Source organism: Pseudomonas sp. GW823-FHT02E01, assembly GCF_058797535.1.
Genome location: NZ_JBXAJS010000003.1, coordinates 53,284 through 65,880, shown reverse-complemented (window position 1 = coordinate 65,880; position 12,597 = coordinate 53,284). Strand labels below are relative to the sequence as shown.

The window sequence follows — 12,597 nt, the reverse complement described above, 5'->3', positions numbered from 1 at the left end:
ATTATACGACCTATCGGATTCAAAAGTATAACTTGTGCCGAACCCGGGCAATCAGAAATTAAATGCTGCCTGGGATATCTTACCGACAACATGATCATCAACAGCCCCTCTCATGATCATGGTTCAGCGCGCTCTCCTTCCTCACAGAATTCTTTCAGCTCTCCCTTCGCGTCGCGACTTCTTGGGTATCAGCCTCCAGGTTTAAAACTTGCGATAGCGATGAGAAGTTAGTGTCGGCTCTTAACTTATCAGAAAATTCCATCGAAACGGTCGAATGCTCCGGCGTACCAAACAAAAATACTACATCAAAGGCCTGTACCAATTTTTTTGAAAAAAAATTAACCAAAATTAATGAAAACTTGCGCGCTCCACGCCCATATATTCGGAGCGCTCGTGCCAACAAATAAAGGAACCCTATGCTTGCTCGCGATAGCTGCGGCACATCCAACATCTACTTGCCAGACACACCGCTATCGCGAGCAAGCTCGCTCCCACAAGGAATTGTAGTGTTTTCGAGGCTACGTTTCATCGCCAGACAGCATCCACCGCTTGATAAAGGTCTACCATCATGTATTTTTAACCGACCTGCATTCCTTCTGGAGTCTGCCCATGCCACTGGTTCGCGTCGACATCCGAAAACACCGGGACCCCACCCACGCCAGACGCATCGGGCAACTGATCTATGCCGCCATGCGCCAGACCATTGGCGTGCCTGAACACGACAACTTCCAGATCCTGGCCGAACACGACGAGCAGCATTTCATCTTTGATCCCGAGTACCTGGGCATCAACCGCACCGATAACCTGGTCGTCATCCAGATCACCCTCAACGAAGGGCGAACCCTGGAGCAGAAAAAAAACCTCTACAAAACCATCGCCGAAAGCCTTAATGCAGAGCTGGCGGTGCGCCTGGAAGACGTTTTCATCAATCTGGTGGAAGTGAAAAAAGAGAACTGGTCGTTCGGCAACGGGATTGCCCAATACGCCCTCTGATAGTCCACCTGCCAACCGAGAGTGACCCATGCCCCGAGTTTCCCGCAAACAAGCCGACCTCAACCGCGAGACTATCGTCGATGCCGCCACCCGGCTGTTTCGTGAACGCGGCTTGCACGGGATCAGTGTGGTCGATGTGATGGCCGCCGCGGGCCTGACCCACGGTGGCTTCTACGGGCACTTCGAATCCAGGGAAGCCCTGGCGCAAGAGGCCAGCGGCCGGGCTTTCGAGCAGGCCGCGCAACGCTGGTCAGGACGGGTGGCCGAACATGACAGCAAGGACGCCGCCCGCCGTGCCGTGGTCGAAACCTACCTGTCCAACGAAAGCCGGGACAAGCCGGGCGACAGCTGCCCGGTGGTGGCCTTTGCCGGGGACATGTGCCATGAGGCCGCCGAGAGCGGACTGCGCCAAACCTATCTGCAAGGCCTGAACAACCTGCTCGATTCCCTTGGCTCGCTGCTGGACGCAGAGGACGAAGCCGGCAAACGGCAGCAGGCGCTGGTGCAGTATTCGCTGATGTTCGGTGCGCTGATGCTGTCCCGGGCCACCCGAGGCGACCCGCTATCGGATGAAATTCTCGAAGCTGCCCGGGCCGCCCTCACGCCGTCGAAGTAAATCGCCCGCCCCCACGCAATAAAAAGATCGCAGGCATTACCAGCTCCTACACTCAGCGCAGTGTCCACAATGGCGCAGGAGCTGCCACGGACTGCGATCGCTGGTGGTTGCCAAGCCGCCCTGAAATCAGCAATCTCAAGTGACGTTCGAGCCGATTTTTCGATGCCCACAGGGAGCCAAGCATGCCTGTAACCGTTCTGGTACTGGTTGAAACCATCAATGAGTACCTGCCTATCCTCGAACATCAGGGCTTTCACCTGATCCTGGCCCCGACGCCCGCCGAGCGCGCCGAAGCCATTGCCCACCACGCCGGGCAGATCGACGCCGTCCTCACCCGTGGCCCGTTGGGGCTGTATGCCGATGAAATCGCCGCCCTGCCCAACCTCAAGATCATCTGCGTGATTGGCGCCGGCTATGAACACGTCGACCTGCAGGCCGCAGCGAACCGGGGCATCACCGTCACCAATGGCGCCGGGGTCAATGCCTCGTCCGTCGCCGACCATGCGATGGCGCTGCTGCTGTCGCTGGTGCGCGACATACCCCGCTGTGATGCCGCCGTTCGGCGCGGTGAGTGGCCGAAGATCATGCGTCCCTCCCTCGCTGGCAAACGCCTGGGCATCCTCGGCCTCGGTGCCGTCGGCATGGCCATCGCCAAACGCGCGGCCAATGGCTTCGACATGGCGGTGAGTTACCACAATCGCCAGCATCGCAGCGATGTGCCCTACACCTTCTGCTCCACCCCCACTGAACTGGCCCGTGCTTCGGACTTTTTGATCGTCGCGACCCCCGGTGGTCTCGGGACCAGACACCTGATCAACAAAGCGGTCCTCGATGCCCTGGGTCCTAACGGGTTCATCGTCAACATCGCCCGCGCCAGCGTGATCGTCACCACCGACCTGATCAGCGCCCTTGAACAACGCCGGATCGCCGGCGCCGCACTCGACGTGTTCGACGCCGAACCGAAGGTGCCGGATGCACTCAAGACCCTGAGCAACGTGATCCTCACCCCCCATGTCGCCGGGCTGTCCCCGGAAGCCACCCAGGGCACCGTCGAAATGGTGGGCAAGAACCTCGTGGCGTTTTTCTCCGGCCAACCGGTGCTCACGCCGATCGAACTGCCGTCGGCCGAGAGCCGGTTCGCCCATTGATGGCGATTCAAACAGCTGTATCAAAAACAATGATTGGCCGGCAACACGCTCACCTATAAGAGCCGTTCGCGGTTGTAGGTGTGCAGTGTGCGCATTAGATTAGCCAATAGTTTCAGGCCTCCAGAATAAGCAGAAGGGATAAGCATGGCGCTTAACGACCAGTCCACCCGTATCCGCACCGGCGAAGAGCTCGATGCCGGCCTGATCGATCCGTACCTCAAGGCCCATATTCCAGGGCTCAGCGGCTTGCCACGGATCAGCCAGTTTCCGGGCGGCGCTTCAAACCTCACTTACTTGCTGGAATACCCCGAACAGGAATTCGTCCTGCGTCGCCCGCCCTTCGGCCACAAGGCCAAGTCGGCCCACGACATGGGCCGTGAATTTCGCATCCTCAATCAACTGCGCGACGGTTTTCCGTACTGCCCGAAAGCCTACGTGCACTGCACCGACGAATCGGTGATCGGTGCCGAGTTCTATGTCATGGAACGGGTCAACGGCATCATCCTGCGCTCGGACCTGCCGCCGGAGCTGGGCCTGGATTCGGCGAAAACCGAAGCCCTGTGCAAGAGTTTCATCGACAAGTTCGTGGAACTGCATCGCGTCGACTACAACGCCTACGGCCTGGGTGACCTGGGTAAACCCGAAGGCTACGTGGCACGACAAATCAAAGGCTGGAGCGATCGCTACGAAAAGGCCCTGACCCCCGATGCGCCACAATGGGAAGCGGTCAAGGCCTGGCTCAACGACAAGATGCCGGCCGACCATCCGACCTCCAGCATCGTGCACAACGACTACCGCTTCGACAACGTGATCCTCGACCCGAACAACCCGATGCAGATCATCGGCGTGCTCGACTGGGAACTGACCACCCTGGGCGATCCGCTGATGGACCTGGGTAACACCCTCGCCTACTGGATCGAAGCCGATGATCCGGCGCCGGTGCAGATGATGCGCCGCCAGCCGAGCCACGCGCCGGGCATGCTCACCCGCCGCGAGTTCGTCGATTACTATGCCGAACGCTCGGGCATCCGCATCGACAATTTCGACTTCTACTACACCTACGGCCTGTTCCGCCTGGCCGGCATCGTGCAGCAGATCTACTACCGCTTCTACCATGGCCAGACCCAGGACAAACGCTTCGCGCAGTTCATTCACATGAACAAGCTGCTGGAGCAGATGAGCTTGCAGGTCATTTCGAAGTCCAGCCTCTGACCGTATGCGATCCCTGTAGGAGCGAGCCTGCTCGCGAAGACCGTGAACGATAACGCGCACTGACTGGCCTCAACTGAACAGCATTAGCCGCAACACGGCATTTGACTCGATAACAAGACTTTTCATAAGGGAATCCCATGTCCAAGACTCAGTTGTTCGACCTCGACGGCAAGATCGCTTTCGTCTCCGGCGCCAGCCGTGGCATCGGTGAAGCCATCGCCAAACTACTGGCCCAGCAAGGCGCCCACGTGATCGTGTCGAGCCGCAAGCTTGAAGGCTGCCAGCACGTCGCCGACGCCATCATCGCCGCCGGCGGCAAGGCCACCGCCATTGCCTGTCACATCGGCGAGATGGAACAGATCAGCCAGGTCTTCGCCGGCATCAAGGAACAGTTCGGGCGCCTGGACATCCTGGTCAACAACGCCGCGACCAACCCGCAGTTCTGCAACGTGCTGGACACCGACCTCAGCGCCTTCCAGAAAACCGTCGACGTGAACATCCGCGGCTACTTCTTCATGTCGGTCGAAGCCGGCAAGCTGATGCGCGAAAACGGCGGCGGCAGCATCATCAACGTGGCTTCGATCAACGGTGTTTCACCGGGTATCTTCCAAGGCATCTACTCGGTGACCAAGGCGGCGGTGATCAACATGACCAAAGTCTTCGCCAAGGAATGTGCGCAATTCGGGATTCGCTGCAATGCCTTGCTGCCGGGTCTGACCGACACCAAGTTCGCCTCGGCACTGGTGAAAAACGAAGCCATCCTGAACACCGCTTTGCAACAGATCCCGCTCAAGCGCGTGGCTGACCCAAGCGAAATGGCCGGCGCAGTGTTGTACCTGGCCAGCGATGCTTCCAGCTACACCACCGGCGTTTCGCTGAATGTGGATGGCGGCTTCCTGTCCTGATCGTCTGAACAGCACAAATCCCTGTGGGAGCGAGCTTGCTCGCGATGGCGTTATCAGATTCAACATCGATGTCGACTGATACGCCGCTATCGCGAGCAAGCTCGCTCCCACAGTCGGGGTTGTTGCACATCGCAGCGTCCGGGCTTACTGCGTGACGCAACGAGTCGTGGTAGTGACTCGGGTCACCTGCCCGTCTTCAGCCCGTACATCGCCCAGAACATCGGTTTTATCCATGGCCTGGCAGGTGCGTTCAGGAGGGGGTGGAGTGACCGCTGGAGGAGGTGGCGGACTGGCACAGCCGCCGAGGATCGCCACGCAGAATGCCAGCGACAAGGGTGAGATAACGCGTTTCCCAAGAGTTTTCATAGGTTGACCCGCGATAAGTGATAGACACATTTTTGTGACAACAAAACCGGCGCGCAAAATCCATGCACCTGTCAAAAAAATAAATATCTGCGAATCATTTATAGCCCAATCCGTGACCAGTACCCGTAAAAGCTGACAGTTCTTACATCACCGAATCAGGGCGCTGCAAGGAATTGCTGTCCAGTTCGTAACGCAGTTCTTCGATCAATGCGGTGACCGATAGTGCGTTTGTAGGTTAACCCTGCCCCTTCGACCGGGATTCACCAGAAAACAGTCCCCCGCTCCCGCGCCCGGACAATCGCCTCGCTGCGGCTGTGCACATTGAGCTTGGAGTACACCGTCGCCACATGGTTGCGCACTGTGTTCGGTGCCAGTTTCAGGCGCGCGGCGATGTCCTTGTCGGCCAGGCCTTCGCAGATCAGACCCAGTACATCGCGCTCACGGGCGGTTAGTTGCCCAGTGCTGGCCCGGTCGGTGACATCGTCCATGATCAAGACCAGCGACTCCGGTTTGCCACGGCCGTCAACCAATACCAGGCTGCGCACGCGATGGACCCAGGTGTACGCTTCGTTCCCCGCCGATGTCACCTCCACCAGCACATCGCTGAACGTCTCGCCACGGGCCACCCGACTGATCGGGTAGCTGTCGGCCGGCACGAGGTGATTGTTGCGATAACGCAAGGCGAAGCGTTTGACATAGGCCTTGGCATTGCTGCCCAGGTCGCTGATCTGCGAGGCACCGTGCATGGCCAGCGCCGCCTCGTTGGCCCACAGGATGCTCTGGTCGGGATCGAGCAGAATCACCCCGTCGGACAAGCAGGCGATGATTTGCTGCAACTGGCGACGATTGGCCTCCGTGGAAAGGACGTGCTGGCTCATTTCGACTCCACAAGTATGGTGCCCCTGTGAAGAATACGACCGCCGGAGTTTTGGTTAGTGCAACGAACCTTGCGGGAGCGGGCTTGCTCGCGAAAGCGGTGGAGTTGGTCAGCGAAAAGCCTGGAGGGCCGGTGGTCCTTTGACTATTGCACGTTAAAGGACGCGTTAAGCCCCGCCAACTTGTCCGGATTACGCATGATGAAAACCCGATTCACCCGCCCGGTTTCATCGAAAGCAAACGTCATCGACGCGGTGATAACACCGTCGGCCTTGATGATGACGCCTTGTGCACCATTGATTTCAACGGGCAGCCATTCACAGGTCTGCCAATAGGCGTGCAACGACTGACCAATGAAATCCAGCACGCTTTCGATGCCAAGCAGCGTTTCACGGATCGCCGAAGCCTTGCCGCCGCTGTCGGCGCAGAGTTCGACGTCTTCGCTCAGCATCACGCTCAAGTTCGCCGTGGAACCACTGGTGATGGCGTTGTGGAAGGCACTGAGCAACTGGTTTTGGCGCACAGGTTCCGGTTGATAGCGGGCCTGGGCACTGCCAAGACTCGCCTTGGCCCGAGACACCAGTTTGCGGCAAGCGGCTTCCTGCACCCCGACCGCATCGGCAACCTGCGGGTAATCCATGTCGAAGATTTCGTACAGCAGGTACGCGGCACGCTCCTTGGGTGTCAGCCGCTCCAGCAACAACACGAACGCGGTGGACAGCGACGAAGCCAGTTCATGCATGTGCTCGGGTGAATCCTGATGCGCCGTGTGGATCGGCTCCGGCAGCCAGGTACCGATGTAATCTACCCGGGACTTGTGCGCCGACCGTAGCAGGTCAATGCAATGGCGGGTGCAGGCGGTGGTAAGCCAGGCGGCCGGCGTGGCGATGGAGGCCCGGTCGGCCTCCAGCCACTTGATGAACAACTCTTGCACCGCATCCTCGGCTTCGACGCGCGAACCGAGAATGCGATAGGCCAGACCAAGCAAAAAGGGCCGACGCTGCTCGAACACAGTGGCGGCGTTTTCAGCGCAGTTCATCAATCAGTGCCTCGACACCTGCAAGCGGTTCCACAGGTTGATCATGCCGATCTCGGCCGTCAAGGCGCCGATCTGTTCGTCATTGAAATACGCCCTCAGTTCACCGCGCAGGCTGGCGTAATCGGTTTTTTCATCCAGTACCGTCAAGGCTTCGGTCCACGCCAGCGCAGCGCGCTCCGCAGCGCTGAAATCACTGACGTGACGCCAGACGATCAGACGATCCAGACGCTCGTTGGTTTCATTGGCTTCCCGGGCTTCGCGGGTGTGCATCTTCACGCAAAAACCGCATTGGTTGATCTGCGAGGCGCGCAGGTGGATCAAGTGCTTGAGGCCTGGATCAAGATCATGCTGATCGAGCGCGACATGAACCTGGGTCAGGCTTTCGAAAACCTGTGGAATCGATTGCAGCAGGTTGACCGCTTGGGTGTTGGACGACATCGTGTTGCTCCACTGATTGAGGGATTCAACAGGATGACGATTGAGGGTTGGGGTTTGTGACGTGCGCTGATTCATTCAGCGCACGTCACTCGGTTCAAGCAGCCAACTCTCCCTTCGCAATCGCCGCCGAGGCCGCCAGCATTGCCCGCAACAGCACCGCACACCCGGCCGCCAGGTCATCCGGCGCGGCGTTTTCGATTTCGTTGTGGCTGATGCCGCCTTCGCACGGCACGAAGATCATCCCGGCCGGGCCGAGTTCGGCGAGGAAGATCGCGTCGTGGCCCGCGCCGCTGACAATGTCCATATGCGACAGGCCCAGGCTTTGGGCGGCGCCGCGTACCGCTTCGACGCAGCCCTTGTCGAAGTACAACGGTGGGAAGTCGGCCGTTGGCGTGAGTTCGAAGGTCAGGCCGTGTTCGTCGCAGGTGGTTTCGATGACTTCACGCACTTCGGCAATCATCGAGTCCAGGCGCGCCGGTTCCAGGTGCCGGAAGTCCAGGGTCATGCGCACTTCGCCAGGGATGACGTTGCGCGAGCCGGGATAGGCTTGCAGGCAGCCGACGGTGCCGCAGGCATGGGGTTGATGGCTGAGGGCGGCGCGGTTGAGCGCACCGACGATCACCGCGGCGCCGACCAGGGCGTCCTTGCGCAGGTGCATCGGGGTCGGGCCGGCGTGGGCTTCGACACCGCGCAGCTTGAGGTCAAACCATTTCTGCCCGAGGGCGCCCATGACCACGCCTATGGTCTTGCGTTCGTCTTCCAGTATCGGGCCTTGTTCGATGTGGGCTTCAAAGTAGGCGCCGACTTTGTGGCCGCTGACTTTGCGCGGCCCGGCGTAACCAATGGCATTCAGTGCCTGCCCCACCGTCACGCCCTCGGCATCGACCTTGGCCAGGGTTTCCTCGAGGGTGAATTTTTCCGCGAACACGCCGGAACCCATCATGCACGGGGCGAAGCGCGAGCCTTCTTCGTTGGTCCAGACCACCACTTCCAGCGGCGCTTCGGTTTCGATGTTGAGGTCGTTGAGGGTACGCAGCACTTCGACGCCGGCCAGCACACCGAAGCAGCCATCGAACTTGCCGCCGGTGGGCTGGGTGTCGATGTGGCTGCCGGTCATCACTGGTGGCAGGTCGGGATTGCGCCCGGGGCGACGGGCGAAGATGTTGCCGACGGCGTCGATGCTGACGGTGCAGCCGGCATCGATACACCATTTGACGAAGATGTCCCGGGCCTGGCGATCCAGATCGGTCAGGGCCAGGCGACACACGCCGCCCTTGACCGTGGCGCCGAGCCTGGCCAGTTCCATGAGCGATTGCCACAGGCGGTCGCGGTTGATGTGCTGATGGCTGGACTGCAGAACGTCTACGGCCGCGTTCATGATGATTTCCTCAGGCTGTTCTTGTGTGTTTCTTCAGGCAATTCGTTGGTGAACTTGAGGCCGCCATCGCGGGCAAGCCCGCTCCCACAGGGTTCTCGGGTGTGCACAAAACCTGTGGGAGCGGGCTTGCCCGCGATGAGGCCCTCCCTTACACCGCAGTTTTAGCTATTGATGGGCTGGGCCGCATCACACTCAACCCGTAATAAATAATCCCACCCAGCGCCGAGCCGGTGAACCAGCCATAGCTGTAGAACCAGCTGAACGCGTCGCTGCCCAGGGACAGCAACGTCAGCACCACCGGCACACCAAACGCGATGAACCCGCTCCAGTTCCACGCCGGATACACGTCATCGCGGTACAGGCCGGCGAGGTCCAGTTGCTGCTTCTTGATCAGGAAATAGTCCACCACCATGATCCCCGCGATCGGCCCCAGCAGGCTGGAATAGCCGAGCAACCAGTTGGAATAGACCGTTTCCAGGCTGAGATCGGAAACGATCAGGCCGAGCTTTTTCAGCAGTTCATGGGCCATCAGCGCCAGTCCGACCAGCCCGGTGAGAATTACCGCTTTGGTCCGGTTGATCGCCTTGGGGGCGATGTTCTGGAAATCGTTGGTGGGCGACACGATATTGGCCGCGGTGTTGGTCGACAGCGTGGCGATGATGATCAGCGCCATGGCCAGCGCCACCCAGACCGGACTCTGGATATGGCCGATCAGGGTCACCGGGTCGGACACCGTCACCCCCACCAGCTTCACCGAGGCGGCGGTCATCACCACGCCCAGGGAGGCAAACAGGAACATGGTCAGCGGCAAGCCGATGATCTGCCCGACGATCTGGTCTTTCTGGCTTTTCGCGTAGCGGCTGAAGTCGGGGATGTTCAGCGATAGCGTGGCCCAGAACCCGACCATCGCGGTCAGCCCGGCCGCGAAGTAACTGGCCACGCCCGCGCCTTCGGGGCGCTTGGCCGGGATCGCCAGCAACTCGGTCATCGACACGTTGGGCATGGCCCACACCAACAACCCTACCCCCACCAGCACCAACAGCGGTGCCGAGAGCGTTTCCAGCCATTTGATCGACTCGGCACCGCGAATCACCACCCACAGGTTCAGCGCCCAGAACACCATGAAGCCGATGACCTCACCGGTGCCGCCCAGGGACTTCCAGCCCTCGAACACCGAGCCGAGGAACAGGTGAATCGCCAGCCCGCCGAACATGGTCTGGATGCCGAACCAGCCACACGCCACCAGGGCGCGGATCAGGCACGGAATGTTGGAGCCGAGCACGCCGAAGGACGAGCGCAGCAACACCGGAAAGGGAATACCGTACTTGGTGCCGGGAAAGGCGTTAAGCGTCAGGGGAATCAGCACGATGATGTTGGCAAACAGAATCGCCAGCAGCGCTTCACCGACGGTCAGGCCGAAGTACGCGGTCAGCACGCCACCAAGGGTGTAGGTCGGCACGCAGATCGCCATGCCTACCCACAACGCGGTGATGTGCCATTTGTTCCAGGTGCGTTCACGCACCTTGGTCGGTGCAATGTCGTGGTTGTAACGGGGACTGTCGAGGACATCGCTGCCGGCTTCAAGCTCGAACAAGCCGTCGCGCTCGGTCACTTGCGATCTGATCTGTTGCATGGCCGCTCCACTGTTCTTTGAATTATTTTTTGCTCATCGGGGGCTGGCGGCATCAATAAACGTGCCGGGTGCCCCGCTTACGCATCGGGCAGTTCCATAAACACTCTGTAAGCAACTGATGTTTATCAGTTTTATGCAGTCAACGATGCAGTCCTCAGTTGCATGTCATGCCACTCAGGCCGAATGCCATACAAGTTGTCCTGACAGTCAGGACTCAATCTGGTGCGTTGATCTTTTTTTCGATGGCTGCGCATCAACCATAGACCATACTCAAACAGCTGATTTCACATAAGAAATCTTGACTATTTTTCGATCCTGTCAAGTGCGTCAAAATGGTGAACGGCCTCACCATTTTGGTGATTCTTGTAATTAATCCTTAAATATCAACTAGTTAATACATGAATAAGCTTATAAAAAATATTCTTGCCGATTCGGATAACTGCAGCTAGCGTTTAATCCTGACAGCACTGACAGGAATAAATCTGACCGGGCTGTTTTTATATAGAACATCTAGAACCGGCATAAACCGGTCATTGCCTGCGAGGAACTCGGAATGTCTCTGTTGATCCGTGGCGCCACCCTTATTACCCATGATGAAAGTTATCGCGCCGATGTGTATTGCGCAGACGGCGTGATCAAGGCCATCGGCGAAAATCTCGATGTACCTGCAGGCGCCGAAGTGCTCGACGGCAGCGGCCAATACCTGATGCCCGGCGGCATCGACCCGCACACCCACATGCAACTGCCCTTCATGGGCACCGTGGCCAGCGAAGACTTCTACAGCGGCACGGCGGCCGGATTGGCCGGCGGCACCACGTCGATCATCGACTTCGTGATTCCCAACCCGCAGCAATCCTTGCTCGAAGCCTTCCATCAGTGGCGCGGCTGGGCCGAGAAGTCGGCGTCGGACTATGGCTTTCACGTCGCCATCACCTGGTGGAGCGAACAGGTCCGCGAGGAAATGGCCGAACTGGTCAGCCAGCACGGCATCAACAGTTTCAAGCATTTCATGGCCTACAAGAACGCGATCATGGCCGCCGATGACACCCTGGTGGCGAGTTTCGAACGCTGCCTGGAACTGGGCGCGGTGCCGACCGTTCATGCGGAAAACGGTGAACTGGTGTATCACCTGCAACGCAAGCTGATGGCCCAGGGCATCACCGGACCGGAAGCGCATCCGCTGTCGCGGCCTTCACAGGTTGAGGGCGAGGCCGCGAGCCGGGCGATCCGCATCGCCGAAACCCTGGGCACGCCACTGTACCTGGTTCACGTCTCGACCAAGGAAGCCCTGGACGAAATCACCTACGCCCGGGGCAAGGGCCAGCCGGTCTATGGCGAAGTACTGGCCGGGCACCTGCTGCTGGACGACAGCGTCTACCGCGATCCGGACTGGCAAACCGCCGCCGGTTACGTGATGAGCCCGCCGTTCCGCCCCCGCGGCCATCAAGAGGCGCTCTGGCATGGCCTGCAATCGGGCAACCTGCACACCACCGCCACCGACCACTGCTGCTTCTGCGCCGAGCAAAAAGCCGCTGGCCGCGACGACTTCAGCAAGATCCCCAACGGCACCGCCGGCATCGAAGACCGCATGGCGGTGTTGTGGGATGAAGGCGTGAACAGCGGACGCTTTTCGATGCAGCAATTCGTCGCGCTGACGTCCACCAACACGGCGAAGATCTTCAACCTCTACCCACGCAAAGGCGCGATTCGTGTGGGTGCCGATGCCGACCTGGTGCTGTGGGACCCGCAAGGCACGCGGACCATTTCCGCCAAGACCCACCACCAGCAGGTGGACTTCAACATCTTCGAAGGCAAGACCGTGCGCGGCGTGCCCAGCCACACCATCAGCCAGGGCCGCGTGGTCTGGGCCGACGGCGACCTGCGGGCCGAACGCGGGGCCGGGCGCTACATCGAACGACCGGCGTATCCGGCGGTGTTTGATTTGCTGAGCAAGCGGGCCGAGTTGCACAAGCCGGTTGCCGTGAAACGCTGA

At 59.6% G+C, this 12,597-nt stretch carries 11 protein-coding genes and 2 pseudogenes; 6 read left to right on the top strand and 7 right to left on the bottom strand.

Translation table 11 applies throughout. From position 1 onward, the window contains the following. Positions 1–609 precede the first annotated feature (609 nt). The 5 genes from AC1RDQ_RS07635 (at position 610) to AC1RDQ_RS07615 (ending at position 4,874) form a co-directional block, all read left to right on the top strand. Entirely contained in the window at positions 610–993 is a 384-nt protein-coding gene (locus AC1RDQ_RS07635) for a tautomerase family protein (RefSeq protein WP_349733881.1), read from the top strand. A gap of 28 nt (positions 994–1,021) precedes the next feature. After that, positions 1,022–1,609, top strand: a complete 588-nt coding sequence (locus AC1RDQ_RS07630) for a TetR/AcrR family transcriptional regulator (RefSeq protein ID WP_223502143.1) — start codon at positions 1,022–1,024, stop codon at positions 1,607–1,609. Positions 1,610–1,791: 182 nt separating this feature from the next. Beyond that, entirely contained in the window at positions 1,792–2,757 is a 966-nt protein-coding gene (locus AC1RDQ_RS07625) for a 2-hydroxyacid dehydrogenase (protein ID WP_492586882.1), read from the top strand. A gap of 144 nt (positions 2,758–2,901) precedes the next feature. Then, positions 2,902–3,969 (top strand): phosphotransferase family protein, encoded by a 1,068-nt coding sequence (locus tag AC1RDQ_RS07620; protein ID WP_492586880.1) that lies wholly within the window; start codon positions 2,902–2,904, stop codon positions 3,967–3,969. A 137-nt stretch (positions 3,970–4,106) separates the two neighbouring features. Then, a complete protein-coding gene (locus AC1RDQ_RS07615) occupies positions 4,107–4,874 on the top strand; it encodes an SDR family oxidoreductase (protein ID WP_007976320.1) in 768 nt (255 codons plus the stop codon). A gap of 144 nt (positions 4,875–5,018) precedes the next feature. Here AC1RDQ_RS07615 and AC1RDQ_RS07610 read toward each other — a convergent pair whose 3' ends face one another. The 7 genes and pseudogenes from AC1RDQ_RS07610 to AC1RDQ_RS07580 form a co-directional block, all read right to left on the bottom strand. Next, the gene (locus tag AC1RDQ_RS07610; RefSeq protein WP_139212678.1) at positions 5,019–5,240 is read right to left on the bottom strand and encodes a hypothetical protein; all 222 of its coding nucleotides are present in this window, start codon (positions 5,238–5,240) and stop codon (positions 5,019–5,021) included. A gap of 260 nt (positions 5,241–5,500) precedes the next feature. Beyond that, positions 5,501–5,635 (bottom strand): annotated as a pseudogene (locus AC1RDQ_RS07605) (response regulator transcription factor); the annotation flags it as partial. A gap of 57 nt (positions 5,636–5,692) precedes the next feature. Further along, positions 5,693–6,118, bottom strand: a pseudogene (locus AC1RDQ_RS07600) (PAS domain-containing protein); the annotation flags it as partial. A 143-nt stretch (positions 6,119–6,261) separates the two neighbouring features. Then, the gene (gene sigJ / locus AC1RDQ_RS07595) at positions 6,262–7,155 is read right to left on the bottom strand and encodes an RNA polymerase sigma factor SigJ (RefSeq protein WP_492586878.1); all 894 of its coding nucleotides are present in this window, start codon (positions 7,153–7,155) and stop codon (positions 6,262–6,264) included. 3 nt (positions 7,156–7,158) lie between these two features. Further along, positions 7,159–7,593, bottom strand: coding sequence for a carboxymuconolactone decarboxylase family protein (locus tag AC1RDQ_RS07590; protein WP_492586877.1), 435 nt, complete (start codon positions 7,591–7,593; stop codon positions 7,159–7,161). A 94-nt stretch (positions 7,594–7,687) separates the two neighbouring features. Then, the gene (locus AC1RDQ_RS07585; RefSeq protein WP_218498239.1) at positions 7,688–8,971 is read right to left on the bottom strand and encodes a Zn-dependent hydrolase; all 1,284 of its coding nucleotides are present in this window, start codon (positions 8,969–8,971) and stop codon (positions 7,688–7,690) included. A 148-nt stretch (positions 8,972–9,119) separates the two neighbouring features. After that, positions 9,120–10,604 carry an NCS1 family nucleobase:cation symporter-1 gene (locus AC1RDQ_RS07580; RefSeq protein WP_057715182.1) on the bottom strand — a complete coding sequence of 495 codons (1,485 nt, stop codon included), beginning with the start codon at positions 10,602–10,604 and terminating at the stop codon, positions 9,120–9,122. Positions 10,605–11,157: 553 nt separating this feature from the next. Between AC1RDQ_RS07580 and hydA the strand changes: the two genes are divergently transcribed. Then, positions 11,158–12,597, top strand: a complete 1,440-nt coding sequence (gene hydA, locus AC1RDQ_RS07575; RefSeq protein ID WP_492586876.1) for a dihydropyrimidinase — start codon at positions 11,158–11,160, stop codon at positions 12,595–12,597.